This window comes from Polaromonas aquatica (genome assembly GCF_050626995.1).
GTDB lineage: Bacteria > Pseudomonadota > Gammaproteobacteria > Burkholderiales > Burkholderiaceae_C > Polaromonas > Polaromonas aquatica_A.
The window spans coordinates 2,566,631-2,592,681 of the sequence record NZ_CP192467.1 but is presented as its reverse complement, the minus strand read 5'-3'; the positions used below and the strand labels follow the sequence as shown (position 1 = coordinate 2,592,681).

28 protein-coding genes and 1 pseudogene are annotated in these 26,051 nt (G+C 61.1%); 7 read left to right on the top strand and 22 right to left on the bottom strand.

Annotated features, from left to right (window positions below):
- Positions 1-22: 22 nt before the first annotated feature.
- From ACQ4MS_RS12370 to ACQ4MS_RS12325, 10 genes are all read right to left on the bottom strand, one after another.
- On the bottom strand, positions 23-1,681 hold the full coding sequence (locus ACQ4MS_RS12370; protein ID WP_431094872.1) for an MFS transporter: 1,659 nt from the start codon (positions 1,679-1,681) through the stop codon (positions 23-25).
- 195 nt (positions 1,682-1,876) lie between these two features.
- Positions 1,877-2,578: a 2-hydroxychromene-2-carboxylate isomerase gene (locus tag ACQ4MS_RS12365; RefSeq protein WP_431094870.1), complete on the bottom strand. Its 702-nt coding sequence runs from the start codon at positions 2,576-2,578 to the stop codon at positions 1,877-1,879.
- A complete protein-coding gene (locus tag ACQ4MS_RS12360) occupies positions 2,575-3,327 on the bottom strand; it encodes a YbaK/EbsC family protein (RefSeq protein ID WP_431094868.1) in 753 nt (250 codons plus the stop codon). The genes ACQ4MS_RS12365 and ACQ4MS_RS12360 overlap by 4 nt, the downstream gene beginning before the upstream one ends.
- Before the next feature lies 1 nt (position 3,328).
- The gene (locus ACQ4MS_RS12355; RefSeq protein ID WP_431094866.1) at positions 3,329-4,249 is read right to left on the bottom strand and encodes a hydroxymethylglutaryl-CoA lyase; all 921 of its coding nucleotides are present in this window, start codon (positions 4,247-4,249) and stop codon (positions 3,329-3,331) included.
- A 25-nt stretch (positions 4,250-4,274) separates the two neighbouring features.
- Positions 4,275-4,733, bottom strand: a complete 459-nt coding sequence (locus ACQ4MS_RS12350) for a DUF3592 domain-containing protein (RefSeq protein ID WP_431094864.1) — start codon at positions 4,731-4,733, stop codon at positions 4,275-4,277.
- A 24-nt stretch (positions 4,734-4,757) separates the two neighbouring features.
- Positions 4,758-5,687: a 2-hydroxyacid dehydrogenase gene (locus ACQ4MS_RS12345; RefSeq protein WP_431094862.1), complete on the bottom strand. Its 930-nt coding sequence runs from the start codon at positions 5,685-5,687 to the stop codon at positions 4,758-4,760.
- A 28-nt stretch (positions 5,688-5,715) separates the two neighbouring features.
- Positions 5,716-7,716: an acetyl/propionyl/methylcrotonyl-CoA carboxylase subunit alpha gene (locus tag ACQ4MS_RS12340; RefSeq protein ID WP_431094861.1), complete on the bottom strand. Its 2,001-nt coding sequence runs from the start codon at positions 7,714-7,716 to the stop codon at positions 5,716-5,718.
- On the bottom strand, positions 7,709-8,377 hold the full coding sequence (locus ACQ4MS_RS12335) for a DUF4126 domain-containing protein (RefSeq protein ID WP_431094859.1): 669 nt from the start codon (positions 8,375-8,377) through the stop codon (positions 7,709-7,711). Before ACQ4MS_RS12335 ends, ACQ4MS_RS12340 begins: the two co-directional genes overlap by 8 nt.
- Positions 8,378-8,381: 4 nt before the next feature.
- The gene (locus tag ACQ4MS_RS12330; protein WP_431094857.1) at positions 8,382-9,173 is read right to left on the bottom strand and encodes an enoyl-CoA hydratase/isomerase family protein; all 792 of its coding nucleotides are present in this window, start codon (positions 9,171-9,173) and stop codon (positions 8,382-8,384) included.
- Between the two features lie 31 nt (positions 9,174-9,204).
- Complete coding sequence (locus tag ACQ4MS_RS12325; protein WP_431094855.1) at positions 9,205-10,827, bottom strand: carboxyl transferase domain-containing protein; 1,623 nt, start codon at positions 10,825-10,827, stop codon at positions 9,205-9,207.
- Positions 10,828-11,008: 181 nt separating this feature from the next.
- Here ACQ4MS_RS12325 and ACQ4MS_RS12320 point away from each other — a divergent pair, with 181 nt between their 5' ends.
- Positions 11,009-12,043: an AraC family transcriptional regulator gene (locus ACQ4MS_RS12320; protein WP_431094853.1), complete on the top strand. Its 1,035-nt coding sequence runs from the start codon at positions 11,009-11,011 to the stop codon at positions 12,041-12,043.
- 40 nt (positions 12,044-12,083) lie between these two features.
- Here the strand turns inward: ACQ4MS_RS12320 and ACQ4MS_RS12315 are convergent, their stop codons facing one another.
- Positions 12,084-12,389 carry a hypothetical protein gene (locus ACQ4MS_RS12315; RefSeq protein WP_431094851.1) on the bottom strand — a complete coding sequence of 102 codons (306 nt, stop codon included), beginning with the start codon at positions 12,387-12,389 and terminating at the stop codon, positions 12,084-12,086.
- On the bottom strand, positions 12,386-13,795 hold the full coding sequence (locus ACQ4MS_RS12310) for an MFS transporter (RefSeq protein ID WP_431099585.1): 1,410 nt from the start codon (positions 13,793-13,795) through the stop codon (positions 12,386-12,388). The genes ACQ4MS_RS12315 and ACQ4MS_RS12310 overlap by 4 nt, the downstream gene beginning before the upstream one ends.
- Positions 13,796-14,051: 256 nt before the next feature.
- Here ACQ4MS_RS12310 and ACQ4MS_RS12305 point away from each other — a divergent pair, with 256 nt between their 5' ends.
- The 4 genes and pseudogenes from ACQ4MS_RS12305 (at position 14,052) to ACQ4MS_RS12290 (ending at position 17,769) form a co-directional block, all read left to right on the top strand.
- Positions 14,052-14,978 carry a sigma-70 family RNA polymerase sigma factor gene (locus ACQ4MS_RS12305; RefSeq protein WP_431094849.1) on the top strand — a complete coding sequence of 309 codons (927 nt, stop codon included), beginning with the start codon at positions 14,052-14,054 and terminating at the stop codon, positions 14,976-14,978.
- Between the two features lie 111 nt (positions 14,979-15,089).
- Positions 15,090-15,263: pseudogene (locus tag ACQ4MS_RS12300) on the top strand (helix-turn-helix domain-containing protein); the annotation flags it as partial.
- Positions 15,260-15,784: a hypothetical protein gene (locus ACQ4MS_RS12295; RefSeq protein WP_431094847.1), complete on the top strand. Its 525-nt coding sequence runs from the start codon at positions 15,260-15,262 to the stop codon at positions 15,782-15,784. The pseudogene ACQ4MS_RS12300 and the gene ACQ4MS_RS12295, both read left to right, overlap by 4 nt.
- Positions 15,760-17,769 (top strand): hypothetical protein, encoded by a 2,010-nt coding sequence (locus ACQ4MS_RS12290; protein ID WP_431094845.1) that lies wholly within the window; start codon positions 15,760-15,762, stop codon positions 17,767-17,769. The genes ACQ4MS_RS12295 and ACQ4MS_RS12290 overlap by 25 nt, the downstream gene beginning before the upstream one ends.
- Positions 17,770-17,887: 118 nt before the next feature.
- Here the strand turns inward: ACQ4MS_RS12290 and ACQ4MS_RS12285 are convergent, their stop codons facing one another.
- Positions 17,888-18,166, bottom strand: coding sequence for a hypothetical protein (locus tag ACQ4MS_RS12285; protein ID WP_431094843.1), 279 nt, complete (start codon positions 18,164-18,166; stop codon positions 17,888-17,890).
- Between the two features lie 75 nt (positions 18,167-18,241).
- Here ACQ4MS_RS12285 and ACQ4MS_RS12280 point away from each other — a divergent pair, with 75 nt between their 5' ends.
- On the top strand, positions 18,242-19,219 hold the full coding sequence (locus ACQ4MS_RS12280) for a Bug family tripartite tricarboxylate transporter substrate binding protein (protein ID WP_431094841.1): 978 nt from the start codon (positions 18,242-18,244) through the stop codon (positions 19,217-19,219).
- 54 nt (positions 19,220-19,273) lie between these two features.
- Here ACQ4MS_RS12280 and ACQ4MS_RS12275 read toward each other — a convergent pair whose 3' ends face one another.
- Genes ACQ4MS_RS12275 through ACQ4MS_RS12265 form a run of 3 tightly spaced genes read right to left on the bottom strand, consistent with a single transcriptional unit; the run spans position 19,274 to position 21,894 of the window.
- Positions 19,274-20,221: a hydroxyacid dehydrogenase gene (locus tag ACQ4MS_RS12275; RefSeq protein ID WP_431094839.1), complete on the bottom strand. Its 948-nt coding sequence runs from the start codon at positions 20,219-20,221 to the stop codon at positions 19,274-19,276.
- Between the two features lie 16 nt (positions 20,222-20,237).
- Positions 20,238-20,921 (bottom strand): RraA family protein, encoded by a 684-nt coding sequence (locus ACQ4MS_RS12270; protein ID WP_431094837.1) that lies wholly within the window; start codon positions 20,919-20,921, stop codon positions 20,238-20,240.
- Between the two features lies 1 nt (position 20,922).
- Complete coding sequence (locus tag ACQ4MS_RS12265) at positions 20,923-21,894, bottom strand: Bug family tripartite tricarboxylate transporter substrate binding protein (RefSeq protein ID WP_431094835.1); 972 nt, start codon at positions 21,892-21,894, stop codon at positions 20,923-20,925.
- Between the two features lie 103 nt (positions 21,895-21,997).
- On the opposite strand from ACQ4MS_RS12265, the gene ACQ4MS_RS12260 reads away from it, so the two are divergent.
- Entirely contained in the window at positions 21,998-22,753 is a 756-nt protein-coding gene (locus ACQ4MS_RS12260; protein ID WP_431094833.1) for an IclR family transcriptional regulator, read from the top strand.
- 108 nt (positions 22,754-22,861) lie between these two features.
- Here the strand turns inward: ACQ4MS_RS12260 and ACQ4MS_RS12255 are convergent, their stop codons facing one another.
- From ACQ4MS_RS12255 to ACQ4MS_RS12230, 6 genes are all read right to left on the bottom strand, one after another.
- Positions 22,862-23,086, bottom strand: coding sequence for a DUF6500 family protein (locus ACQ4MS_RS12255; protein WP_431094831.1), 225 nt, complete (start codon positions 23,084-23,086; stop codon positions 22,862-22,864).
- A gap of 8 nt (positions 23,087-23,094) precedes the next feature.
- Positions 23,095-23,454: a DUF1801 domain-containing protein gene (locus tag ACQ4MS_RS12250; protein WP_431094829.1), complete on the bottom strand. Its 360-nt coding sequence runs from the start codon at positions 23,452-23,454 to the stop codon at positions 23,095-23,097.
- A 101-nt stretch (positions 23,455-23,555) separates the two neighbouring features.
- On the bottom strand, positions 23,556-24,014 hold the full coding sequence (locus tag ACQ4MS_RS12245; protein ID WP_431094827.1) for a hypothetical protein: 459 nt from the start codon (positions 24,012-24,014) through the stop codon (positions 23,556-23,558).
- Positions 23,968-24,270, bottom strand: coding sequence for a transporter substrate-binding domain-containing protein (locus ACQ4MS_RS12240; RefSeq protein WP_431094825.1), 303 nt, complete (start codon positions 24,268-24,270; stop codon positions 23,968-23,970). Before ACQ4MS_RS12240 ends, ACQ4MS_RS12245 begins: the two co-directional genes overlap by 47 nt.
- A gap of 211 nt (positions 24,271-24,481) precedes the next feature.
- Positions 24,482-24,781, bottom strand: coding sequence for a hypothetical protein (locus tag ACQ4MS_RS12235; protein ID WP_431094823.1), 300 nt, complete (start codon positions 24,779-24,781; stop codon positions 24,482-24,484).
- 47 nt (positions 24,782-24,828) lie between these two features.
- Positions 24,829-25,986, bottom strand: a complete 1,158-nt coding sequence (locus ACQ4MS_RS12230; RefSeq protein WP_431094821.1) for a formyltransferase family protein — start codon at positions 25,984-25,986, stop codon at positions 24,829-24,831.
- Positions 25,987-26,051 lie beyond the last annotated feature (65 nt).

The following is a 26,051-nucleotide window of genomic DNA, read 5'->3' as shown; positions in this document are numbered from 1 at the left end:
GGCCGCGCATGCCACGGACCGATCAGTCGTTTGCGTAAATATCCACGTCCTTGGTTTCCTTGATGAACAAGGTTCCCACTACCAGCGTCATGCCGGCAACGATGATGGGGTACCAGAGGCCGTTGTACATATTGCCGGTCTGCGCCACGATGGCAAAGGCAGTCGTTGGCAGCAGGCCACCGAACCAGCCGTTACCGATGTGGTACGGCAGGCTCATGGAGGTGTAGCGGATACGGGTCGGGAACAACTCCACCAGCATGGCGGCGATCGGGCCGTACACCATGGTCACCAGTACCACCAGGTAGAACAGGATGACAGTGACCATGACCTTGTCGACTTTGGCCGGGTCAGCCTTGGAGGGGTAGCCGGCAGCCTTCAGGTCGTCCGCGACGGCCTTCTTGAACTCGGCGTCCTTCTTCTTGGCGTCTTCGGCGCTCAGGCCCTTGGCGGTGTAGCTAGGGATCGCGTTTTCGCCGATCTTGATGGTAGCCACCGTGCCAGCGGGTGCGGCGACGTTTTCATAGCTCACCGAAGCGCCTGCCAGTACCTGCTTGGCGATGTCGCACGAGCTGGTGAACTTGACGGTGCCGGTCGGGTTGAACTGGAACGAGCACTCTTTCGGATCGGCAGTCACGACCACCTTGTTCTTGGCTTGTGCAGCGGCTAGGTCAGGATTGGCAGCCTTGGTCAGCGCGGTGAACACGGGGAAGTAAGTGACCACGGCCAGCAGGCAACCAGCCATGATGATGGGCTTGCGGCCGATCTTGTCGGACAGCGTACCGAAGATCACGAAGAAAGGCGTGCCCAGGATCAGCGAGTAAGCCACCAGGATGTTGGCGGTAGGACCGTCAACCTTGAGCGCTTGCGTCAGGAAGAACAGTGCATAGAACTGGCCCGAATACCAGACCACGGCCTGGCCGGCGGTCAAGCCGATCAGCGCCAGAATCACGATCTTCAGGTTTTTCCACTGGCCGAAAGATTCGGACAAAGGAGCCTTGGAGGTCTTGCCTTCAGCCTTCATTTTCTGGAAGGCAGGGGATTCGTTCATCGACAGGCGGATGTAAACGGACACGCCCAGCAGCAGGATGGAGACCAGGAAAGGAACGCGCCAGCCCCAGTCGGCAAATGCAGCCTCGCCCATCGCGGTACGCACGCCCAGGATCACCAGCAAGCTCAGGAACAGGCCCAGCGTTGCCGTGGTCTGGATCCAGGAGGTGTAGGCACCGCGCTTGTGTGCAGGGGCGTGTTCGGCCACATACACAGCAGCACCGCCGTACTCACCGCCGAGCGCCAGGCCTTGCAGCATACGCAGCGCAATCAGGATCACCGGAGCGGCGACACCGATCGAAGCGTAGTTGGGCAGCAAGCCCACGATGAAGGTCGACAAGCCCATGATCACGATGGTGACCAGGAAGGTGTACTTGCGGCCGATCATGTCGCCCAGACGGCCGAACACCAGCGCGCCGAAAGGACGCACGATGAAGCCGGCAGCAAAAGCGAGCAGCGCAAAGATGAAGGCAGAGCCGGCATCCAGTCCGCTGAAGAACTGCTTGGCAATGATGGCGGCTAGTGAACCGTAGAGGTAGAAGTCATACCACTCAAATACAGTGCCGAGCGAGGAGGCGAAAATCACCTTCTTCTGCTCGGCGCTCATCGGTCTGTTATCGACGGCTGTTGCCATGATGTTGTCTCCAAAAATATTGAGACTTCCGGTATGGAAGCTGCCCTCATTATTTTGGTTGTGGCTGACCTAGCTCTGACGTGAAACTAACAGGAGCTTTCGCGAAACTTATGCGTGGCTGACAACTCAAGGGGAAACCCTTGAAGAACTTTTCAGCATGCGAAGATCCCTAGGGAAAACACGTAAGGGGTGATACTAGCGGGCCCGAGTGATGCCTGACACCACCTGACGCACACCATCCCATTCATTTCCATCAAACCAGGGGCTGCCGAGCAGGTACTCGCGCAGCATCGGCAACGCATCCAGTCCCCAGAAAATTTTGCCATCCACTTCAAACGCCGGCACGCCAAAAACGCCCTTGGCAATCGCCGCTTCGGTATTGCTTTTGAGCTGTGCCTTCACGCTCTCGCCATTCACATCGCGCACGGGTGCAAGCTGCTGCGACAGCGTTTCGTAGCGCGCCGCATCGCCGGCCTCACCGCCTTCGCGCCAGACATGGCGAAGAATGGTTTCACACACATAGCGGTTGGGCGTGGCGCCCTGTCCCTCCGGGCCGCAGGCCACAGCCAGGCGCAGCAAGGGCAAGGGGTTGAAGGGATGGCTGGCCGGCATCTTCAACGCGATGCCCAGGCTGTGCGCCAGCCATAGCACCTGGCGGTACGTCCAGTCGCGTTTGGGTGCGATCTCGGCGGGACCCAGCTGGCCATAGTGCTTGAGCATGCCCGCGAACAACACAGGCGTGTACGCCACGCTGTGGCTCACACCTTTCAGCGTTTCGGGAAGGCGCTCAAACGCCAGATAGGCGTAGGGCGAAATCACGTCGAAATAGCACGTGATGTGCCTGACGGCCGGAGCGCCACCGGCCGCCGGTTGCGCCGTTGTGGATACGCCGCTCATGGCTGCATCGCAGCCATGCGCTGCTCTATGGATTTCCAGATACGGCGCTTGCCGGCATCGTCGGCACCGCTCCACTGCGCGATTTCATCACGCGTTCGAAAGCAGCCTTCGCAAAAGCCCGAAGCCGCGTTCATGCGGCACACGGAAATACAGGGCGACGGTACGTAGGGTTCACTGTCCAGCGTGGCCGCACGCTGGGACACCAACGCGATCGCATGCTGGCGCGCCAGCGTTTCCTCGTCCACATTCACCGCGAAGTCCGCCACCGGCGCGCCCGTCAGCAACTCAAGCTCCTGCGGCGACAGCTGGAACACCGCATGCGGATGCCCCGCGGCCGCCCATATGGTGTCAAAGCGGAAAAGCGAACGGTCGATCAATGTCACGGAAGGCGTCGCATGGGCGAGCGGCGATACGCCGCCTATTGAAAACCCCGTGCGCGCCTTCACAAATTCCGCATCGGCACGCGCCAGCCGTTTGCCATCGGTGCACACCACCGCCTCGACCTTCTTCTCATTGACGCGCTGGTCGCCAGACGTCACCACCAGCACCGCGGCATCGTCGGACTTGCGGCGAAAAATAATGCTCTTGGCGATCTGGCCCACATGCACGCCCAGCGCGTCGGCCGCCTGCTGCGCGGTGCGCGCCGCGTCGTCAAGCATCACCGGTGCATGCAGATGGCCGCTGTCCAGCAACACCGCAGCAACTCGCTGCACACCTTCAGGCAACGCTTTCAATTCAGCACCACACATGTCAGTTCATTCTCTTATTGAGAAGCGCCGTAGCGGCGCGGGAATTGGGCTTGCGCCCCAGAAAATCGCTGATGAATTTTCCCGCATCAATGAGCTTGTCCAGGTCAATGCCCGTTTCAATGCCCATGCCGTGGAGCATGTAGACCACGTCTTCAGTGGCAACGTTGCCGGTGGCGCCCTTGGCAAACGGGCAGCCGCCCAGGCCCGCCGAGGAGGTGTCGTATTGCCATACCCCCATCTGCAATGCCATCAGCGTATTGCCCAGCGCCTGGCCGTAGGTGTCGTGGAAATGGCCGGAAACATCATTGATGTCGAAATGCTTGAGCGTTGCCTCCATGGCGTGCTGCACCTTGAGCGGCGTGCCCACGCCAATGGTGTCGGCCACACCCACATGCTGCACCCCGATGCCTTTCATGAGGCCCGCCAGCATGTCCACACGTTCAGGTGCAATTTCGCCTTCATAGGGACAACCCACGGTGCAGGACATGGCGCCCCGCACATAGATGCCTTTTTCACGCGCAGCCTCCACCACAGGGCGGAAGCGCTCAATGCTTTCGGCGATCGAGCAGTTGATGTTCTTCTGGCTGAAAGCCTCACTGGCCGCACCAAACACCACGATTTCATCGGGCCACAGTTCACGCGGCGGTTCAATCGCAGCTTCAAAGCCCTTCATGTTGGGCGTCAGCACCGAATAGCGCACACCAGGCTTGCGTTGGATCCCCGCCATGACCTCGGCGTTGTCAGCCATCTGCGGCACCCACTTGGGCGACACATAGCTCGTCACTTCAATCTCGGTCAGGCCCGCATCCTGCAGGCGGTGCACCAGCTCGATCTTCACAGCGGCCGGCACCTGGGCTTTTTCATTCTGCAACCCGTCGCGCGGGCCGACATCAACGATTTTGACTTTGGAAGGCAATGACATGGTTTTCCCCGTATTCGATTTCAGATCAGGCTGCCGCAGGGGCCACGCCGCGCGGACGCAAACGCAAAAGCAGCCAGCCGGCCAGCACCCCGACCGTGCTGAGCAACAAAAAAACAGCACTGATGAGCCCCTGCACAAACACCGAGCCCACGATCTCGGCCTGGACCGGGTCATCCGTCAGGTAACGCACTTTCACCGCTTCGCCCACTTTGTGGACGGCAAAACCCTGGCGCACCATGGGATCAGCCACACGCAGGGTGCGGCCATCGTGTGCGGAAAATTCAACAATGCTTTTCTGGCCGGCGCTGAGCTTCAGGCGGGAAGCCTCGTGCCCCACCACCCGCCCCGCAACCGTGCGGGTGTCACTGCCAAGCCCCAGACTTGAGGCCAGCATCCAGAGCGACACCAGTGCTGTCAGGCCGCTGGGCACCAGCAACACCCAGCCAAAAAGACTGAGCAGGCGGTGGGTTGTAGACGATGGCATCAATGAGACTCCGGCAGCGTGCCTTCAGTAGCCACGCAGTGGATCGACGATACCAGCAACCCGCTCCCCGCGTTCAACGGCGCGCACCTTACCCGCAATCTGGGCAATGCTTTCCTCGCGCAGCGTACGGGCCGAGGTGTGCGGTGTCACCGTGATTTTTGGGTGCTTCCAGAATGGATGGTCCGCCGGTAGTGGTTCAACATGAAACACATCCAGCGTCGCGCCCGCCAGGTGGCCGTTGTCGATCAGCGTGATCAGGTCGCCATCCACCAGGTGGCTGCCGCGCGCCACGTTGATGACGTAGCCCCCAGTCCGCAGCCGCGACAGGGTGTCCATGTTCATGATGCCCCGCGTTTCGGACGTGAGGGGCAGCAGGCACACCAGGATGCGGCTGGCCGCGAGGAAATCCTGGAAACCCTGCCCGCCCACATCGCCTGAAAAGCACTGCACACCCTCAATCGCCTTGGGTGAGCGGCTCCAGCCATTAACCGGAAAGTCAAACTGCGCCAGCGCGCGGCTGACGCGTTCGCCCAGCACGCCCAGGCCCATCACGCCAATGGGGTAGTCCGTGCGCAGTCGCGGCTTGCGGTATGACCACTTGCCCTCAGCCACGTCGGCCTCGTAGCCGTCGAACTCGCGAAAATGGCGAATCACCGCGTGGCACACAAACTCAGCCATTTGCACCGACATCCCCGCATCGTCCAGCCGCACCACCGGCACGCCGGCAGGTAGCCGCAACTTCATCAGCGCATCAACCCCGGCACCAATGTTGAAGATCCCTTTGAGCTTCAGCTGCTCATCAAAAAACTGCTGGGGCGGCATCCAGACCACTGCATAGTCGGCCGGTTCGGCGCCGGCAGACCAAAGGCTCACTTCCGCATCGGGAAATGCGGCCTTCAGGCCATCTACCCAAGGCTGGGGTTTGGTGTCGGAGCAGCAAAAACTGATACGCATGAAGAAAATCCCGTTGAACGTTGAAATGTCAAACGGCTATTTTCAACAATTCCGCGCCTTCGCTCACCTGGTCACCGGGCGCGTACAACAACTCCTGCACCACGCCGTCGGCCGGCGCCGCAATCGTGTGCTCCATCTTCATGGCTTCCATCACCGCCAGCGGCTGGCCTTTGCTGACCTTGTCACCAGCTTTGACGGTGAACGACACCACCTTGCCGGGCATGGGCGCCGTGAGGCGGCCGCCTTCCGCATGCGCCTCGCCCGCATGGGCGAGCAGGTCGATGGAGAGGATTTGCGTCGCACCTTTGGCGGCAAATACATAGTCCAGCTCGCCTTGCGCGTACACAGCCGCCGTCATTCGCCGGGCCGCGAACTGCAGGTCAATGCCATGAGCGGTTTCGCTAAACGCCAGCGGTCCCGCCACCTGAACATCTCCCTCCATCGCCAGGTGCAAGGCGCCGTCATGCCCATAGGTCAGCACAGCCGTGGCCGGCGCACCATGGAATTCAAACGCGAAACGCCGCTGCATCACCCCATGGGAACGCCAGCCATCGCGGCGGCTGAAAGGGTCTGCACCCTCGGTGGCACGCTCGTCCAGCAGCGCCTTGGTCACTGCCGCGGCGGCTGCCATGGGCAGGCCTATGGGCTCCTGCTTGAAGAGCACGGTCTCTTCGCGCTGGATCAGCGCGGTGTCGAGATTGGCCTCGGCAAACGAAGGGCTGCGCACCACGTAGCGCAGGAACTGCACATTGGTGCTCAGGCCGACGATGCGGGTCTGCGCCAGCGCATCGTCCAGCCGGGCCAGCGCTTCTTCGCGTGTGGCGCCGTGCACGATGAGCTTGGCCACCATGGAGTCGTAATACGGTGAGATTGCATCCCCCTCACGCACGCCGTCGTCCACGCGCACCTGGCCTCTTTCAAACGCGGTATGCACCGGCTTCTTGTAGACATGCAGCGTGCCGGTAGCCGGCAGGAAGTTGTTGTCGGGCGTTTCGGCGCAAATGCGTGCCTCAATCGCATGGCCGGTGATGCGCAGCTGGTCTTGCGCCAGCGGCAGCTTTTCACCCGAGGCCACGCGCAGTTGCCACTCCACCAGGTCCAGGCCGGTAATGGCTTCGGTCACCGGGTGCTCCACCTGCAGGCGCGTATTCATCTCCATGAAGAAGAAGTTCATCGAGCCGTCTGCGCGCTGCTCCACAATGAACTCCACCGTGCCTGCGCCAACGTAATTCACGGCACGCGCCGCCGCCACGGCCGCCTCACCCATCTGCTTGCGCATGGCTTCCGTCATGCCGGGGGCCGGTGCTTCTTCCAGCACCTTCTGGTGGCGGCGCTGCACCGAGCAGTCGCGCTCAAACAGGTAAACGTAATTGCCGTGCGTGTCGCCAAACACCTGGATCTCGATATGGCGCGGGCGCTGCGCATACTTTTCCACCAGCACCGCGTCGTCGCCAAAGCTGTTGATGGCTTCGCGCTTGCACGACGCCAGCGCGGCTTCAAAGTCTTCCGTCTTGTCGACAGCGCGCATGCCCTTGCCGCCGCCGCCGGCGCTGGCCTTGATCAGCACCGGGTAGCCAATACGGTCGGCTTCCCGCTTGAGCAGGGCCGGGTCCTGGTCGCTGCCGTGGTAGCCGGGCACTAAAGGCACGCCGGCTTTTTCCATCAACTGCTTGGACTCGGCCTTCAGGCCCATGGCCTTGATGGCGGAGGCCGGCGGGCCAATGAAGACCAGCCCCGCGTCGGCGCAGGCCTGGGCGAACTCTTCGTTCTCGCTCAGGAAGCCATAACCCGGGTGGATCGCCTCAGCGCCTGTGGCCTTGGCGGCTTCGATGATGCGCTCCCAGCGCAGATAACTGTCTTTGGGCGCGCTGCCACCGATGTGGATGGCCTCATCGCAAAAGCCGACATGTTTGGCGCCTGCGTCAGCATCGGAATACACAGCAACGGACTGGATGGCCATGCGGTGCGCAGTCGCAGCAACGCGGCAGGCGATCTCCCCCCGGTTAGCAATAAGGATTTTTTTAAACATGGTCGTTCTTTGAGAAAGGAGACTTCAAGGTAAAAGCAGACGTGGTGCCGGGGTCGGGCCGGCCGCTGAAGATGCGAGCCACGCGGGTGAACAGTTGACGCAGAAAGCGCCAGCAAATGCGGATCAACCAGATGCTGAGCGCCAGCACCAAAGCCAGCACCACCACAAACACCAGAGGGTGCGCAATCGCCAGCCACAGGCCGGCCGGCACCAGCGAGTCCTCCACCAGCGAGGCGCCGATGTTGCTGAAAGGCTCGGGCGATGTGTTGATGGCTGCGCGCGTCGTGGCCTTGGCCGCAAAGCTGGTAGCGGCCAATGTGCCGCCCAGCAGCGCCGCTACCAACGCGCCCAGACCGTTGTCGGCGCCAAACACGGCGGCGGCCAGCGCGGCACCGGCAGGGATGCGGATCACGCCGTGCACCACGTCCCACAGCGAATCAAGGCCGGGAATCTTGTCGGCAAAAAATTCAATGAACACCATGAAGCCGCTGACACCCAGCACCACCGGGTTAGACAGCAGTTGCAGGCCTTGCGGCAGCTCCATCCAGCCCATAAAACCGGCGAGGCCTGTCAACAACACGACCAGGTACAGGCGCACGCCGCTGGCCCAGCCCAGCGCACCAGCCAAGGCGATTAATTGTGTCGTGTCCAAGGTGTTCATGACGTCATTCCGGTTTGGAAGGCAACCAATTGGGCTTGCGCTTTTGCAGGAAGGATTGAACGCCTTCGCGCCCTTCCGGACTCACGCGCACATCGGCAATGCTTTCCACCGTCATCTGCACCAGCTCCGGCGTGATGGGCTGGCCGCCTACATCCTGCACCAGTTGCTTGCACAGCTTCACGGCCTCGGGGCCGGCGTTGACAAGTGCCTTCACCATGTCAGCCACCTTGGCGTCCAGTGCGTCGGCTGTCACCACTTCATGAACAAAACCAATGCGCAAGGCCTCGGCCGCATCAAAGCGCTCGGCCGTGAGGAAGTAACGGTGCGCCGCCCGCGCACCCATGGCGCGAATCACATACGGGCTGATGGTGGCCGGAATCAAACCCAGCTTCACCTCGCTGAGGCAATAGCCTGCCGTGTCCACTGACACAGCCATGTCGCAAGCCGCCACCAGGCCCATGCCGCCGGCATAGACGTCGCCCTGTATGCGGGCAATGACGGGCTTGGGGCATTCATAAACGGCCTGGAGCATGGTCGCCAGGCGGCCCGCGTCTTCCAGGTTCTGCGCATGGGTGTAGTCGGCCATGCTGCGCATCCAGTTCAGGTCGGCGCCTGCACAAAAGGCCGGGCCGTTGGCCGCCAGCACGATGCAGCGCACTCCCTCGTGCATGCCCAGCTCAACAAAAGCCTGCGTCATCTCGGCGATGACTTCCTGGTTGAAGGCGTTGCGCACGTCAGGCCGGTTCAGTGTGACGGTCGCCACCAGCGCCTCGATCTGGATGTTCAGATGGTTCATCTCATTTGTCCTTTCCAGCTGGCTTCTCTGATCACATGCGGAACACGCCGAACTTCGTATCCGGAATCGGCTGGTTCAGCGTGGCAGAAAGGCCCAGCGCCAGCACACGCCGCGTGTCCGCCGGGTCAATCACACCATCGTCCCAGCCGCGCGCGGTGGAGTAATACGGGTGCGACTGCTGGCCAAACTGGTCCAGCACCGGCTGCTTGAAGGTGGCCTCTTCTTCGGCACTCCAGGTGCCGCCCTTGGCCTCAATCGCGTCGCGCTTCACGGTGGCCAGCACGCCGGCGGCCTGTTCGCCGCCCATCACGCAGATGCGCGCATTCGGCCACATCCACAAGAAGCGCGGTGAATACGCCCGGCCGCACATGCCGTAGTTGCCGGCGCCGTAGCTGCCGCCGATGATCACGGTGAACTTGGGCACCTGGGCCGTGGCCACAGCCGTCACCATCTTGGCGCCGTGGCGCGCAATGCCTTCGGCTTCGTACTTGCGGCCGATCATGAAGCCGGTGATGTTCTGCAGAAACACCAGCGGCACCTTGCGCTGGCAGCACAGCTCGATAAAGTGCGCGCCCTTCTGCGCTGATTCGCTGAAGAGGATGCCGTTGTTGGCGATGATGCCCACCGGCATGCCTTCAATGTGCGCAAAGCCGCAGACTAGCGTGGGGCCAAAGCGCGCCTTGAACTCATGAAACTCGCTGCCGTCGACGATGCGGGCAATCACCTCGCGCACGTCATACGGCTTTTTCGGGTCAACCGGAATCACGCCATGCAGCTCTTGCGGGTTGTAGAGCGGCGGCACCGGCGTGCGCAGGGCCTGGTCGAAGCGCTTGGTTTTGTTGAGGCTGGCCACGGCCTGGCGGGCCAGGGCCAGCGCATGCGCGTCGTTTTGCGCCAGGTGATCGGCCACGCCCGAAAGCCGCGTGTGCACATCGCCGCCACCCAGGTCTTCAGCGCTGACGATTTCGCCAATCGCCGCCTTCACCAGCGGCGGGCCGCCCAGAAAGATGGTGCCCTGGTTCTTGACGATGATGGTCTCGTCGCTCATGGCCGGCACATAGGCGCCACCGGCCGTGCAGCTGCCCATGACCACGGCGATCTGCGCAATGCCCTGCGCGCTCATGTTGGCCTGGTTAAAAAAGATACGGCCAAAGTGGTCACGGTCTGGGAACACGTCGTCCTGATTAGGCAGATTGGCGCCGCCCGAATCGACCAGGTAGATGCAGGTGAGGTTGTTTTGCATCGCGACTTCCTGCGCGCGCAAATGCTTTTTCACCGTCATCGGGTAGTAGGTGCCGCCCTTCACCGTGGCGTCGTTGCACACGATCATGCAGTCCACGCCATTGACACGGCCAATGCCGGTGATGACACCGGCGCAAGGCGCGCTGTCGGTGCCGTCACGGTCGGGGTACATGTCTTTGGCGGCCAGCGGGCCAAGCTCGAGGAAAGGCGTGCCCGGGTCCAGCAGCATCTGCACGCGGTCTCGCGGCAGCAGCTTGCCGCGTGATACATGCCGTGCCCGCGTGGCCTCGCCGCCACCCAGGGCGGCCTTGGCAACTTGCGCGTTCAGGTCGTCTACCTGCGCCTGCATGGCGGCGGCATTGGCCTGAAAGTCGGCAGAACGGGCGTTGAGTTTTGTCTCCAGAGCGGGCATGGCAATTCCTGAAATACGAGTGAAAGGCGCTGAAACTGGGCTGGCCTGCGCCGGACCTTCGGGCGCGTGGGCCCTACCTTAGCGCCAGATTAGCGCTAAAGAGCCAGCTTAGCGAAAACCCGCCCCATCCACACAGCCAACGAGGTTGCAAATCCTGCCACCTGAGCAGAAAATTGCCGCCATGCCCACCAAAGCACCCGCCAAGTCCGCCAGCCCACCCAAAGCCGCCACCCCCATGGCCTTTGCCAGAAGCATTGCGGCGGCCTACAAACGCTACAACCAAAGCCCGACAGAAGCCCTGAAACTGGCACATATCACGCCAGCGCAACTCAAACAAGCCAACGCCCACATCACCGCCCGCCAGATGGAGCTTCTTTCAGGCGCCGCCATGCAGGAACTGGGCGACGAAGGCCTGGGCGCCTTCAGCCGCAAACTGCCCTGGGGCAGCTACGGCATGCTGGCCCGCGCCTCCATCAGTTCACCCAACCTGGGCGTGGCCCTGAAACGCTGGTGCCGCCACCACGCACTGATTGCCGATGACATCACCCTGCGCGTCACCACCCCTGGCGACACCGCTGCCATCACGGTCGAGGAGAAGCTGCCCGGCCACGTTGGTGAGTTTGCTTTGGTCCACGTGCTGCGCAACATTCACGGCCTGGCCTGCTGGTATGTGGATTCGCGCATCCCGCTGCAGGGCGCACGCTTTCCGTTTGCGGCGCCGCCGCATGTAGAGGCCTATGGGCTGATGTTCCCCGGCCCGCTGCAATTCAACGCCGCGCAAGCCGAGATCCGGTTTGATGCGCGCTATCTGGCCCTGCCGCTTCGGCGTGATGAAAAGGCTTTGCAGCAAATGCTGCAACGGGCCTTGCCACTGACGGTGTTGCAATACCGGCGCGACAGGCTGCTGGTGGAACAGGTGCAGCAGGCGCTGGCGAATCCCGCGGTCGCTTCGCACAATGCGGAGACTTTGGCGGCAGCGCTGAACATGTCGTCTCGTACATTGCACCGCCAACTGAAGGAGGAAGGCGCCTCGCTGCAGGCACTCAAGGACGGTGTGCGCTTTCAGCAGGCCGGTGAACTGCTTCACCGCACCAGCCAGCCGGTGAAAAAGGTGGCTGCGGCTGCGGGCTTTGGCAATGAGAAAAGCTTTACCCGGGCGTTTCGTGCGTGGTCTGGCCTCAGCCCCGGGGACTTTCGCAAAAACCTAAAAGGCTGACGGGCCTTGACGCGCCTGGCGTTACACCGGGCGCGCCCCTTCAGTCAAAGCTGCTGAAAAACCCGACGGGCTGCAGTTCCTGCGTGACGGGCAATTCGTCGCAGCGCGCCTTGATCTCCGCCGTGAAGGCCTTGAAGGCCGTCAGCCCAAGCAGCGGACTCTCAAGCACCCCGTCGCCGTACATCGCCACATGCACAAAGCTCACCCCGTCGGGCAGTTTATGTGTCTGGTAGCTCAGGCCGGCAGGCTTTACGGCCTGCAGTTCGGCGGACACGGCGCGAATGAGGCGCTCATTTTCTTCGGCCATTTCGGGCTTGACGCGGTAACGAACCATGACTGCTCTCATACTTTTGCTCCTGTGGGTTGAATAAAAATAGGCGCCTTGCCGCGCAGCCGAAGGGCCACCGCGGCACCGGCAAATGAAAGAAGGGCGCAGGCCATCAGAGCCTGGGCAAAGCCGCCACTGAACTGTTGCGCGCTGTCATAGCCGCCCACATGCGCGAACACCGTGGCCGCAACGGCCACGCCCAGTACGCCGCCAAGCTGCCGCAAAGTCTGAAACAAGCCCGAGGCCTTGCCTATATCGCCCGGCTCCACCTCTGCCAGCACCGTGCTTTGCACCGCCGGCATGGCCATGGAAACACCCATGCCCGTCACCACCATGGGCAGCACCCACAGCGCGTAGGCACTTTGCGGGTCGGCCAGCAGCGCCACCCACGCCACGCCAATGCCCTGCAGGGCCAGGCCAGCCACCACCAGCTTGCGCGCGCCAACGCGCGCCACCATGGCCCCGGCCACCGGCCCGACAAAAAACAGTGTGGCCGTCCACGGCAGCATGCTCAGGCCCGCGCCCAGCGGCGTGCGGCCCTGCACCACCTGAAAGAACTGCGCCATGAAAAACAGCGTGCCCATCAACGACGCCGTCATCAAAAACCCCGCCGCGTTGCCCGCCGCAAACACCGGCGAGCGAAAAAGCCTGGGCGGCACCATGGCGTCCCACGCCTCACGGCGCTGCAAGGCCACAAAGGCCGCGCCCAACACGGCCCCCATGCCCAGCGCGCCCAGCACAGGCAGGCTGAGCCACCCGCCGTGCGCGCCGCGCATCAGCCCCCACACCAGCCCCAGCAAGGACAGCACCATGAGCACCGCGCCCCGCCAGTCCAGCCGGCCCGGCGTACCCCTGCTTTCGGGCACCTTGCGCCACACCAGCGCAGCCACCAACAGCGCAAACGGCACGTTGATCCAGAAGACCCATTGCCACGCCAGGCCGTGCACGACCGCACCGCCCGCCACCGGCCCGGCCAGCACCGCCAGGCCGGTGATGCCGCTGAACAGCCCCAGCGCCTTGCCCCGCTGCGCCGGCGCAAACGTCGCCGCCAGCAAGGCCATGGCCAGCGGCAGCACCATGGCCGCACCCAGGCCCTGGAGCGCCCGCCCCGCAATCAGCCAGCCCATGCCCGGCGCCAGCGCACAGGCCGCCGACGAGGCGGCAAACACCAGCAGCCCGCAGACGTAAACCCGCTTGCGGCCAAAGCGGTCACCCAGCGCGGCAGCCGTCATCAACAGCACGGCAAAGCTCAGGCCATAGGCATTGACCGTCCACTCCAGCGCCTCGACTGAGGCCGACAGCTCATGCCTGAGGGTGTCCAGCGCCGTGGTTACCACCAGCGCATCCAGCGCCGCCATAAACGACCCGGCCGCCGCCAGGCCCAGCACCCAGCGCTGCTGCGCGGTAAAACCTGCTTGATTCATCTGCGTCACTTCATCGCTCCTTGTTGGGAGGCGGCGCACCCCATCCGATGCCACATACAGACAGATGCCCGCTCCTATGCCAAAGACGGTACCGCCCGGCGAATCGATGCAAAAATATTTTTGCGCGGCCGCGCATCGTTTGGGCCCCGCCCAACGTCTCACCAAAGGAAGCCCCCCCGGTTTGCCGCAGCCTTTCATCGGCAAAGCCACCCAAGCGCCCACCTCCGAAGCACAATCACCAAGCCAAGGCCCCTTCATGAACGCCATACCCCACGCCACCGCCCTGCCTGCCGCACCAGCCGGCACACCCCAGCTGGCCCTGCCGGAGTTCATCACCCTCATGGGCAAGCTGCGGCCCCGGCTGCACCGCTACTGCGCGCGCATGACGGGCTCCATCTTTGACGGCGAAGACATCGTGCAGGACACCCTGGCTAAAGCCGCGCAGGCCTACGACCCGGCCACGGTGCAGCATGCCGAGGGCTGGCTGTTTCGCATTGCGCACAACACCGCCATGGACTTTTTGCGCAGCAAGGCCCGCGAAGAAGTGCACCTTGCCGATGAAGAGCCCGACACCACCGCCGACCCGCACGCCAGCGCCGAGCTGCGCCATGCCACCACGGCAGCGCTGCGCACCTTCATGCAGCTGCTGCCGGCCCAGCGCAGCGCGGTGATCCTGGCCGACGTGCTGGGTTACGCGATGGACGAAGCCGCAGAAGTGATGAACGTGAGCCTGCCCGCCATCAAGGCCTCACTGCACCGCGGCCGCCTGCGCCTGCGCGAACTGGCCCAGCAACCCCAAGACAAAGCCCCGCCGCCAGCTTTGTCACCGGCAGACCAGGCCCTGCTCACCGAATACGCGGCCCGCTTTAACGCACGAGACTTTGATGGCCTGCGCGACATGCTGGGCGACCAGGTGCACCTGAACCTGGTGGCACGTTTGCAACTGGACGGCAAGGCTCATGTGGCCGAATACTTTGGCCGGTATTCAGCCGTGACAGGCGTGATGCGCGTCACCCCCACCAACATTGAAGGCCGGCCGGCCATCTGGCTACACCAGGAGAGCGATTCCACGGTGAATGGCGACTACATCGTGGGGCTTGAGTGGCGGGACGGGAAGCTCATTGCGATTCGCGACTTCAGGTATGCGTTTTACTTTGATGATGGGGTGCTGTTTGATATTTGAGTGTGAGCCATTGGGGTGAGCATCGACCGGCGAGCAGTTGGCAGTCCGGTGGTCGGGCTATACCGCGGAAACGCTGACGGCGCACCCTGCGTTGGCAGTTGGGGTGATGTTTCGCTGCAGCAACTCAAGGACGAGGTGCGGCTCGAGAAGGCGAAGGAGTTGTTGCTGCGAACTTCAAAGCCGATCAAGCAGGTGGCTGAGGCTTCGGGGTTTCCGAATGAGAGGAGTTTTATTCCAGCGTTTCGGTTTCGGACTAGCAAGTCCCCGGGAGCATTTGACAAATGAAAATCAGCCCGGGAGTAACTTCGCGTGATATGGTTCAGGTGAAGGTCGAAACCATTCAACGGGAGGGGCGCATGTCACTAGCTGCAGCAGAACTGCTCATTGATACGGCTAAAAAGGCCGACTTCAACGAGGCAGACACACGCTTTCATCTGATCGATAGACTATTGATGGATGTTTTGGGCTGGCCAAGTGGCTCGTTCAGAAACGAGCCATCAACTCTTGATGGATATTCTGACTACCATTTACTGCGTCCAAATGGCAAGATTGCCCTAATCATTGAGGCGAAGCGAACAGGGAGTTACTTCACACTTCCTGCCAATTACAACTTCGACAAACCTTTTCGATCCGTTAAAACGAAAACGCTGTTGACGAGTGACACGCTCAAAGCTGCAATCCTGCAGGTTCAGCGCTATTGTTCTGACGAAGGCTGCGAATTCGCCGCAGTCTCAAATGGTATTCAGCTAATCCTATTTAAAGCGTACGAGACAAATAGGAAATGGCGCGATCTCACGGCAATATGATTAGCGACATAGCTTGGTTTAAGGAGCATTACTCGGAAGCGGTGGCACTCCTTGGCTACTCTTCGGTCGTGGAGCGTTGGAGCATTCGAGAGGCGTTTGACAAAAGCCATCCTGACTTTAGAGAAATCTTTTATCCGAAGGAGAAGATTACCTCTTACAACCAAATCATTAACGCAAATGGCCTTGCGCACGTCATTAGGTCAACGGTACAAAAATATTTCGGCCCATTGGACATTGATGATGCCGAGTTTGTGGAGAGCTGCTACGTCAACCAGCGAGCACACGACAAAAGTCTGGCGGGAATTCGCAATCTCATAAACGATTCCGTCTCTCCATTTATGCAGTCCTATGGTGTTATCGAAACTGAGGATGCAGATACAGGTGGTGCATTTGCCAATAGGTTGGTCAAGGGCGTAAAGCAAGCGGTTGCAGGGGATGTAGTTATTCTTTTTGGCGGCAAGGGAGCTGGAAAGTCAACCTTCATAAAAAAAGTTCTCCTTCATAAGCCTCCTCAATTTATTGTTAAGCATGCGCTGCCAATAATTGTTGATTTACTTCCCGCGTCAAAAGATCCTCAGTCCATACGTGAACGCTTATGGCAGACCTTAATAACCGGGCTAGATAGTGAGCGCCTGCTTGACGGAGATCGAGATGATCTTGTGAAGCTTTTTAGCGATCGATTTGATGTAGCGAAGAAGCAAAACCTCAAAGGACTTTCAGAGGACTCCTCCGATTACAACGTGACTCTTAACGGCTTAATCGCGACTTGGAAAGCTGATTTGCGATACACGGCCAAGCGGCTCGTGGTATGGCATCAAAGACATCACCGAGGGGTGATACTCGCAATTGACAACACCGATCAGCTAGAAAATGAACTACAAGACTATGCTTTTTCCTTGGCAGTCGAGACTAGTAACGAACTAGGGTGTCTGGTGCTCATATCCATGCGGGAGGAGCGCTTCTACGCGTCAAAGGTCCGCGGCATGTTGGATGCTTACCAGAACAGCGCATTCCATATAAGTTCACCCACTCCAGAGGAGGTCTTCAAGCGACGGATTCAGTACGTGCTTAATTTGCTGGGAAAAAACGCCCTATCAATCCCCCCCGACTGGAAGGAACCGGCAGAGAAGTTTTTCAGAATCTTCGCAGAGGATTTTTTGAGGAACCCTCCTTCTTCGCTCAATCGATTTATCTCCGCATCCGCACACGGCAATATACGGCTGGCTCTCGAGCTTTTTGGCGATTTGGTCTTATCGGGCTACACCAAAGCAATCGAAATGACTCAGTCCAACAACGTTTGGACGATCCTTATTCATCAGGTTTTAAGACCCCTTCTGACTCCTACTCGACTTTTTTACGACGAGAAACTAAGCAAAGTACCGAACCTGTTTCAGATTCGAGCGACTGAGGGCGGATCGCACTTCACCGGTCTCCGAATACTTCGTAAGCTATCAGCAGGACAGGATCCGAGCGCGCCGGCGTATTTGCCGTTTGAAGAAATACGCTCTTACTTCAGCGACGTGTTCGGCAGCGATGATGACTTTTCTATTTGGGTAGACAAATTGCTGGCCGCAAATTTAATAGAAGCATCCACAAGGCAAGACAGCTTTAGTGATGAGATAGACGCGCTTCGCATTACGTCGTTTGGTCAATTTGCCGTGAGCGACTTACACAAGCTCTTCACATATATTGATCTCGTTTCAACTGATTGCGGTATTCGTAACGAGAGCACAACGAATAATTTAGTGCGGCTGTCTAACTTAGAGGTGCAGGCTCTCAACGAGCGACGGAGACTTGAGAGAGTCGAGCAACGAATAAATAGAACCGATGCATTCATTGAATATTTGCTTCTGGAAGAACAGCGAGAACTAGAGTTTTTCTCGCTGGGAGAGGGGCACGCTTTTGTTCCAGGAATAATCGAATCTTGGAAAATGGAGAAATTGGGAGTATTGCAAAGCGCTCGCAAACCTAAGAACTCCAGATAGAGATCTCCTTGGATCACCAACCGCCAATCTAAGGAGCGAGTGGATCTGACATTTCGTAAGGCCCGCACCACGATCAAGATCAAAGGGTGTGCCTTTGCTCAAATCGCTCCCCAGCAACCTACCTCTCCCCAAACGCAATATCCAGCATCATTTCGCTGGCCAGCGCGCCCAGTACCTTCCGCAACGCTTCCACCGACAAATTGGCCAGCACCAGCAAATGCGTCTCGACCTTGAAGGTCTGCTTGCCTGACACACCACTGCACACGATATCGGTGTGAATGCTCCTAATGCTGATGCCGCGTTCGGCGAGCATTTTGGTCAGCTTGCCGACGAAGCCCAGGCGGTCTGCCCCCACCAGCTCCAGTTCCAAACCTGCTTGCAGGCATACAACTTGCATCCCATGAGCTAAGGCGAAGCAAGTTTGCAGAGCGAACTAGCGACGCCCCCTGCACCCCAACTCTGAAAGCGACCCATGTCATTCACCCGCACCGCCTGCCTGGCGCTTTGCGCCGCGTCCAGTCTGGCGCTCGCAGCGCCCTCCTTCGCACAAGAGCCCTACCCCAGCCACCCGGTCAAAGTCATCGTGGCGCTGCCAGCTGGCGGCAGTGTTGACAATGTGGCGCGCCAGGTCAGCCAGCAGCTCACCACCGACCTGGGCCAACCCTTTGTGGTGGACAACCGGGCCGGCGGCTCGGGGCAGATTGGGGTGCCGGTGGTGGCCAAGGCGGCGCCGGATGGCTACACCATCATGGTGTCGCCGGCGTCTTTTCTGACGACCAACAAGAGCATCTTCAAAACGCTGCCCTACAACCCCGAAACCGACTTTGTGGCGGTGACCAAGCTGGTCAACCAGGCCATGGTGCTGGTCGTGAACGACAAGGCGAAGTACGGCACGCCGGCCAGCATTCTGGCGGCGGCCAAGGCCAACCCGGGCAAGCTGACGTATGCCTCTTCAGGCGACGGCAGCCCGCAGCACCTGGCGGGGCTGATGTTTGAAAGCCAGACCGGCGCCAAGCTGCTGCATGTTCCCTACAAGGGCGGTGCGCCGGCCATTACCGACCTGATCGGCGGCGTGGTGGACATGGCCTTTGCCCCGCTGCCGGAAGCGCTTCCGCACATCAAGTCGGGCAAGCTGCATGCGGTGGGGGTGCTGAGTGAAAAGCGTGCCATCTCTGCGCCGGACATTCCCACGCTGCGTGAAGGCGGCGTGAACAATGTGGTGCTGTCGGCTTGGATCGGCCTGCTGGTCCCCGCCAAAACGCCGCAGCCCGTGATCGACAAGATCAGCAAATCCGCGAAGGCCTTCCTCAGAGGCGATGCCAAAACCAAGCTGCTGGAAATCGGCATGGAGCCCGCGCCCGATGAGGCCAAGCCTTTGGCACAAGTGATTTCAGAAGAGATTGGCATCCACGCCAATTTGGTGAAAGCCGCCGGCCTGGTGCCGCAGTAAAGCGGAAGGCGCTGGCGGGCTGGGGCGCATGCCCCAGGCACCGCAGATCAAAAGCTAGGCCAAAGCCTCGGCGGCCACGCCTTCGATCACGCTTCGCGCATTGCGTGCCGCCGCAACGCCCATGTTCACATACGCGTTGCTCGTGACACCGCCGATGTGTGGGCTCAGAATGACGCCCGGCTCGTTCTGGAAAGGGTGCCCTGGCACCATGGGCTCCACGCTGAAGCTGTCGAGGCCCGCAGAATGAACCTGCCCGCTGCGAAGGGCTTCGAGCAACGCTGACTCATCCACCAGCCCGCCGCGCGCTGTGTTGACGATGATCACGCCCCTCTTGCACTTTGCCAGCGTGGTGCCATTCAGCAGGTTGCGGTTCTCGTCCGTCAGTGGGCAATGCAGCGAAATCACGTCTGCGTTTTGCCAAAGCGTTTCGAGTTCGACCCGCGTCACAAATTCGGGCAGCTCTTTGGCATAAGGGTCAAAGCCCAAGACCTCCATGCCCAACGCACTCGCCATGCGTGCAAAGCGCAGCCCGATGGCGCCCAGGCCCACCAGCCCGATAGTCTTGCCATACAGTTCCACGCTCTTGTGGGTGGCCTTGTCCCAGTGGCCGGCACGCATGCGCGCGTCCAGCATGGGGATCGACTTGGCACAGGCAAGCATCAATGCCAGCGCCTGCTCGGCGACTGCCGCGGCGTTGGCGCCGGCTGCGGCACACACCTGGACGCCCCGCGCGGCGGCGGCCACCTTGTCGATGGTGTCAGTGCCGCTGCCGTGTTTGGAGATCACGCGCAGGGATGGCGCCGCGGCGATGGCGGCTGACCCCACCTTGCTGTAGCGCACGATGATGCCCACCGGGTCACGTTGCCTGCAGAGGGCGACGATGTCGTCTTCCGTTGGCGTCTTGCCGGCGTAGATGACTTCGTAGCCCTGCAGAAGCGCCAGCGCTTCGGGTGCAAGGTCTGCCGCGGTGACCAGAATGACGGGCTTCATGACGGGGCTCATGATGGCTTCCCGTTGCTCACAGCGACTCGCCTTCTTTCAGCACACCGGCGCTGCGCAGCGCTGACTCCAGCCACTTGGCCGCTGTGTCGCCTTTTTTGATCGCCGCTATCCGTGCGTTTTCGTCGGCCACTTTTTTCGCAGCGGCCGGCAGCAGGGATTCGATCTTTTCGCGTTCAACGACGACAACGCCGTCCGCGTCGCCCGTCACGAAGTCGCCCGCCTGCACGGTGACGCCACCCACCGTCACAGCATGGCCGATCCGGCCGGGGCAGTTTTTGGTGGGGCCGTTCGGGTTGTACCCGGCCGCAAAGACAGGGAAGTCCATTTCGTCGATTTCGAGGGTGTCCCGGACTGCGCCGTCAATGACGACACCGGCGATACCCAGCTGTTTGCAGGCCGTCATCATGATGGTGCCCATCAGCGCGGCGGTGAGGTCGCCCTTGCCGTCAATCACCAACACATCACCCGGTTGCGCCAGTGACATGGCGGCGTGGATCATCAGGTTGTCGCCAGGGCGAACTTCAACCGTGAAGGCCGTACCGGCAAATTTCATGCGGGGGTGCAGTGCCTTGATGCGCCCGTGCATCGCACCCCGTCGGCCGGCCACGTCGGCCAGGATGGCGGGCTGGAATGCAGCGGCCTGGCGCACAACGGCTGCGGGCACGCGATCAAACTTGCGGACGATGTCCTGTTGTGTCATGTCAATCTACTTTCGCTCCGGATTCTTTAATAATCTTGCCCCAGCGGGCGGTTTCTTCTCGGATCAGCGTGCTGAATTGCTCCGGTGTACTGCCCGCCACGATGGCGCCCTGGTCGCCCAGCTTTTTGCGCAGCTCAACCGCCTGCAGCGCCTTGTTGATGTCAGCGTTGAGTTTGGCGACCACGTCCTTCGGCAGGTTCGCGGGCCCGGCGATGCCGAACCAGGTCATGGCCTCGAAGCCTTTGTAGCCTGACTCGGCAATGGTCGGCACCTGCGGCAGGTCTTCGGTGCGTTTGGCCGACGTGACGGCGATGGCGCGCATTTTTCCGTTCTTGATGTGGCCGATGAGCGTGGGGATGGACGACACATAAAGCTGCACCTGCCCGCCAATCAGGTCGGTAGCGCCCTGCGCCGCGCCCTTGTACGGCACGTGCGTCAGCTTGACGTCTGCTGCCTTCTGGAAGGATTCGGTGGCGAGGTGCGCGACGGTGCCGTTGCCGGAAGTCGCGTAGTTCAGGAAGCCGGGTTTGGCCTTGGACGCCGCAACGATGTCGGCAAGCGTCTTGTACGGCGAGTCCGCCGCGACGACGATGACCAGCGGCGCGCTCGCCACCAGGCTCACGGGGGTGAGGTCCTTCACGGGGTCGTACGAAAGCTTGGCGTACAGGCTGGGGTTGATCGCCAGGTTGCTGGTCTGGCCGAGCACCAGCGTGTAGCCGTCCGCCGGCGACTTTGCCGCGGCGTCCACGCCCAGGTTGCCACCCGAGCCTGGTTTGTTGTCGACGACGAAGGTGTAGCCCGAGCCCGCGAGCTTGTTCGCGACTTCGCGGGCAATGATGTCGGTACCGCCGCCGGCCGGGAACGGGACGACGAGGCGAATGGGTTTGGCGGTGGGCCAGGCCTGCGCAAAGGCGCTGGTGGCCAGAGAACACGTGACGGCAGCGGCCAGCACGCAACGGCGGGAAAGTTTCATGAAATGTCTCCTGGGCTCCGCTTGAAAGTGCGGTATGGGTGGGACTGTAGACGCGTGTTGCACGCCATACAATACCGTTTCATACAGTGAACCATGGTGCGATATGCGCAACGATGCAGCAAATGAGGCAGTTGAGACGGGCGGCGGCGTCATCGCGGTGACACGGGCGCTCTCGCTGATGGAAGCTTTTGCGGTGGGCGAGTCGACGCTTTCGCTGGCGGAGCTGAGCCGGCGTTCGCAGATGCACAAGACGACGGTGCTGCGCCTGGCGCGGACGCTGGCCTTGTCGCACTACATGGTGCAGGCCGACGACGGCCAGTGGCGGCTGGGGCCGGCCGCCGGCTGGCTCGGTGCGCGCTACCAGGCCGGGTTTGATGTCAACCGGGTCGTCGAGCCAACGCTGCACCAGCTCGTTGAGGCTACTGGCGAGAGCGCATCGTTCTACGTGCGCGAAGGCGACATTCGCGCCTGCGTGGCGCGCGTCGAAGGGCCGCAATCCGTGCGGCACCATGTGCGTGTCGGCGAGCGGCTGCCCCTGAACAAGGGCGCGCCGGGACGTGTGATCCTGGCCTTCAGCGGCGCAGCGGGAGAGCCGTATGAGTCGATCCGCGAGCAGGGCTTCCAGATCTCGATGGGCGAGCGCGAAGCCGAGGTGGCCAGTGTCGCAGCGCCGGTGTTCGGCCTCAACTGGCGATTGCTGGGGTCCCTCTGCATCTCGGGCCCGAGTGCACGGCTCTCAAAGACCAAACTGATGAAGCACGCAAAAAGTGTCATCCGCGCGGCGAACCAGCTTTCGTATGCGCTCGCCGGAAGCAAGTCGGCTCACACGCCGCGGGCGGTGTCGCGCTGGCATCCTTGAAAGTTGCGAAAGTTGCTAGTGAGACGCCTTGGGGTCGTCTGGAAAAAAGAGAGGGAGCCTGGGGCGGATATGGCCCTGGAGGACGCTTACATCAAGGCGCGGTTTTTCTCAATCGACCGCTTCCTGCTCAACCAGACGCCTGATCTTCAACGCTTTCTCAAAGTGGTCCAGCCGGTGCGTTTGGATCCACCATGTTGCGGCCTCCATCAGGAGTTCCGGGTTGTCATTCTTGTTGGCAAAAAACGCGTAGAACGAAACGCCGACGTTTTCGCCTTTCTCTCTGATCTTGTTTTCGCATACATCGATTATTTTCTGTTTCAGGTGGGCGCGCATTTGCATCTTCACGCCTTCGCCGACATCTTGAGCGCCAAAGCAAGATAGTCACGGGCATGCTTGCCCGTGATGTCTTCAACTGATGCCAATTTGATGTGGCGACGGAACTTGCCTTCGCCCTCGAGCACTTTGAACTTGTCCGGCAGTGATGCGCCCTCGCCGAACTCCAGGGAAACGTGTTTTGCGTAAGAGAACACCCCACAAAACGGCTTTACAGCGGAGAACAAGAGTCCACCGTATTTCACCTCTTCAGAGATCGAGGAATCCAGGCCAAGGATGATTTTTCTCAGTGCCTGTACAAGCTCGAAGCGTTCGGGATCAAGAAGGCGTATATCGTCGAGAAATTTTGAGATGCGATCACTGGTCATGGTTTCAGGATTTTTAGTGTTGCTTGAACTCAGGTCTGGGTTCGTGCCCAGAGTAATGTAGAGAACAACCGGAAACCACCGTATCTGGGTTTCCCGCTGGCTTATTCGTCACGCTCATCACGCGACCGATTCAGGACCGGCCCGATATCCGCCGCCGCAAAACCGTACCGGCGTATCAATTCAAGATGTGCTGGCGAACCGAGGTACGCGCGCAACTTGGCGTCGAACGCGTCAACAAGATCGCGCGCGGACTTGGCGAACGTATAAGCCCCGAGCGGTGTTTCCGCGCGAGCGGGGTGGTCAATCGCCACCAGATCCTGCATGCCAGGCATGGAGATGAGCGTCCTGTTACCAAGCGCCGTGCTCGCATAAGCATCGACGCTTCCGCGGCGAAGGGCGGCGATGGCATGCTCCTGTGACGCGAAGCGGACCAGCCGGGACTGTGGAACGCCTGCCGCCATTGCCGACTGGATCTGGATCTGCTCCTGCACGACCGCCAGGCGCGCACCGGCGTCACGCGCCAGATCCTCGTAAGACTGATATTGCCGGGCGGTAGCCATCGCCCAGGGCCCAGACCGGCGCGCTGAATGCCACCTGCAATGCGCGCCCGGGCGAAACAAACATCGGGACGTTGACATCCCAGTCACCGCGCACCACGCCGGGCAGGAGGTCGGCGAAGGTCGTCTTCCGATAGGTGATGTCTGCAACCCCCAGCGAGCGCAGGATCACCGTCGCCAGTTCCACGTCCGCGCCAACCGGCTGGCCAGTGGCGTCCTCCCAACCGAACGGGGGCTCGTCGATGTAAGCGAGCACCACACGTTCCCTCCAATTGCCTTGCGCAGCCATTCCCAAGATTCACTCCTTGCCAAAATTTCCCAGCGACCGGGGCAAGCACAAGCATAACGAGCCTCACGACTGCCTATTGCGGAGAACATGATTTTCGTTACCGCAATCCCTCACAGCCTCCGCGCAGGACAAACCGGATCCCAGCTCACTGCCGGAAACCCGCCGCCCTCAAAGCAATCTCTTAAAGCTCGCGCACGATCAACCAGGCACACAAGCCCGCAACCAGAACTCCGGCAGCGACAAGTCCGGTCATCGTGGACATCCGGCGCTGGCGTTGAAAGCATGCCACGCAGTAGTTGAAAGTTGCGCCTTTGTAGTGAGCTAGAGGCAATAGAAAGCCTGACCCGCCGCAGGCGTAGCACCTGCCCTGCGCATTCCTGCGCTTGCCGCGGTGGTCACGCCACACCTGAATGATGAGCCCGGCGATGGGCAGCACGGCCAAGCCGCCAACCACCAACACCGCCACAATGATTTCGACCATGGCTATCCCGCGCTTTTAACCCGCTTCACGTCCGAGGGAATGTCGACTCACCCGACAGCAACCTGCCGCTCCCCCAGCGCAATATCCAGCATCATCTCGCTGGCTAGCGTGCCCAGCTCTTTCTGCAATGACTCCACCGACAAATTAGCCGGCACCAGCAAATGCGCCTCGACCTTGAAGGTCTGTTTGCCTGAGACACCGCTGCGCACGATGTCGGTGTGAATGCTCTCGATGCTGATACCGCGCTCGGCGAGCATCTTGGTGAGGTTGCTGACGATGCCCAGGCGGTCTTCGCCTACCAGTTCGAGTTCAAACACGCGCAGTGCGGCGGGGGTGTTGGCGCCGTCGCTTTTGGCCACGACCACTTGCAGGCCACTGGACTGCAGGCCGCGCAGTGAGGTGGCCAGGTTGTCGGCGTTTTCGCGGGGTACTTCGAAGTGGACCATGCCGGCGAATTCACCGGCCAGGCGTGTCATGCGGCTGGCGGCCCAGTTGGCGCCGAAGCGCTGGGCTTTGTCTGCGAGTGCGCTGACGATGCCCTGGCGGTCTGTGCCGACGATGGAGACGACGAGCGATGTGTTGGCTGGCGAGGTCTCTTCCGTCAGCACCACCGCTTTGCGCAGCATGGGGGCGCGGGTGGCGAAGGCCGGGTCTTGTACCTCGGCGGGCAAGCTGCCGTGCTGGCGGGCGTGGTGCACGACCTTGCTGAGCAGCGCCAGGCCCATGGGTGCCAAGGCACGCTCCCATAGCTCGCGGGCGGTTTCGCCTTTTTTGACAAAGCACCAGTCTTGCGCGGCGATGGCGCCGGCGTCCCAACCGTCGGCCAGGTGGTAGACGGAGCCGCCGGCAATCGGGTCACCTTCCAGGATCGTCCACTCCACCGCCGCGATGCCGCGGTGCCTTGGCAGCAGCGAAGGGTGGTAGCCGATGCCGCCCAGACGCGAACGGGCGAGTGCGTCGTCACTCACTCGGGCATGGGTGTGTGCGGCGATGATGAGTTCTGTGCCTTCGGCAATCGCCTCGCCGGGCACGATCTTGGGGTTGGCCAGCACGTGAACCGGGATGCCGGCGGCGCGCCCGGCAATCGCCAGCCGGTCGTCTTCTGCCGGGGCGACGATGCTGGTGAACTCAATGCCTTCTTCTTTGCGAAGCGCCTCAAACACGGAGGCAGCGAAAAAACGGGAACCGACCAAAGCGCATTTCATCGACACGTCTCTTTATGAATGAATTGATGGATTAAAAAAGGAAGCGAACATAAAAAAGGGAGCCG

Coding starts and splice junctions, on each gene's coding strand:
- ACQ4MS_RS12305 (WP_431094849.1), top strand. CDS start 14,052: ATGAACGCCATACCCCACGCCACCGCCCTGCCTGCCGCACCAGCCGGC.
- ACQ4MS_RS12245 (WP_431094827.1), bottom strand. CDS start 24,014: ATGGCTACCGCCCGGCAATATCAGTCTTACGAGGATCTGGCGCGTGAC.
- ACQ4MS_RS12270 (WP_431094837.1), bottom strand. CDS start 20,921: ATGACACAACAGGACATCGTCCGCAAGTTTGATCGCGTGCCCGCAGCC.
- ACQ4MS_RS12345 (WP_431094862.1), bottom strand. CDS start 5,687: ATGCGTATCAGTTTTTGCTGCTCCGACACCAAACCCCAGCCTTGGGTA.
- ACQ4MS_RS12260 (WP_431094833.1), top strand. CDS start 21,998: ATGCGCAACGATGCAGCAAATGAGGCAGTTGAGACGGGCGGCGGCGTC.
- ACQ4MS_RS12325 (WP_431094855.1), bottom strand. CDS start 10,827: ATGCCCGCTCTGGAGACAAAACTCAACGCCCGTTCTGCCGACTTTCAG.
- ACQ4MS_RS12370 (WP_431094872.1), bottom strand. CDS start 1,681: ATGGCAACAGCCGTCGATAACAGACCGATGAGCGCCGAGCAGAAGAAG.
- ACQ4MS_RS12285 (WP_431094843.1), bottom strand. CDS start 18,166: ATGCAAGTTGTATGCCTGCAAGCAGGTTTGGAACTGGAGCTGGTGGGG.
- ACQ4MS_RS12355 (WP_431094866.1), bottom strand. CDS start 4,249: ATGTCATTGCCTTCCAAAGTCAAAATCGTTGATGTCGGCCCGCGCGAC.
- ACQ4MS_RS12310 (WP_431099585.1), bottom strand. CDS start 13,795: ATGAATCAAGCAGGTTTTACCGCGCAGCAGCGCTGGGTGCTGGGCCTG.
- ACQ4MS_RS12275 (WP_431094839.1), bottom strand. CDS start 20,221: ATGAGCCCCGTCATGAAGCCCGTCATTCTGGTCACCGCGGCAGACCTT.
- ACQ4MS_RS12360 (WP_431094868.1), bottom strand. CDS start 3,327: ATGTGTGGTGCTGAATTGAAAGCGTTGCCTGAAGGTGTGCAGCGAGTT.
- ACQ4MS_RS12335 (WP_431094859.1), bottom strand. CDS start 8,377: ATGAACACCTTGGACACGACACAATTAATCGCCTTGGCTGGTGCGCTG.
- ACQ4MS_RS12255 (WP_431094831.1), bottom strand. CDS start 23,086: ATGCGCGCCCACCTGAAACAGAAAATAATCGATGTATGCGAAAACAAG.
- ACQ4MS_RS12320 (WP_431094853.1), top strand. CDS start 11,009: ATGCCCACCAAAGCACCCGCCAAGTCCGCCAGCCCACCCAAAGCCGCC.
- ACQ4MS_RS12265 (WP_431094835.1), bottom strand. CDS start 21,894: ATGAAACTTTCCCGCCGTTGCGTGCTGGCCGCTGCCGTCACGTGTTCT.
- ACQ4MS_RS12290 (WP_431094845.1), top strand. CDS start 15,760: ATGGCGCGATCTCACGGCAATATGATTAGCGACATAGCTTGGTTTAAG.
- ACQ4MS_RS12235 (WP_431094823.1), bottom strand. CDS start 24,781: ATGGTCGAAATCATTGTGGCGGTGTTGGTGGTTGGCGGCTTGGCCGTG.
- ACQ4MS_RS12365 (WP_431094870.1), bottom strand. CDS start 2,578: ATGAGCGGCGTATCCACAACGGCGCAACCGGCGGCCGGTGGCGCTCCG.
- ACQ4MS_RS12330 (WP_431094857.1), bottom strand. CDS start 9,173: ATGAACCATCTGAACATCCAGATCGAGGCGCTGGTGGCGACCGTCACA.
- ACQ4MS_RS12250 (WP_431094829.1), bottom strand. CDS start 23,454: ATGACCAGTGATCGCATCTCAAAATTTCTCGACGATATACGCCTTCTT.
- ACQ4MS_RS12230 (WP_431094821.1), bottom strand. CDS start 25,986: ATGAAATGCGCTTTGGTCGGTTCCCGTTTTTTCGCTGCCTCCGTGTTT.
- ACQ4MS_RS12280 (WP_431094841.1), top strand. CDS start 18,242: ATGTCATTCACCCGCACCGCCTGCCTGGCGCTTTGCGCCGCGTCCAGT.
- ACQ4MS_RS12340 (WP_431094861.1), bottom strand. CDS start 7,716: ATGTTTAAAAAAATCCTTATTGCTAACCGGGGGGAGATCGCCTGCCGC.
- ACQ4MS_RS12350 (WP_431094864.1), bottom strand. CDS start 4,733: ATGCCATCGTCTACAACCCACCGCCTGCTCAGTCTTTTTGGCTGGGTG.
- ACQ4MS_RS12315 (WP_431094851.1), bottom strand. CDS start 12,389: ATGAGAGCAGTCATGGTTCGTTACCGCGTCAAGCCCGAAATGGCCGAA.
- ACQ4MS_RS12295 (WP_431094847.1), top strand. CDS start 15,260: ATGAAAATCAGCCCGGGAGTAACTTCGCGTGATATGGTTCAGGTGAAG.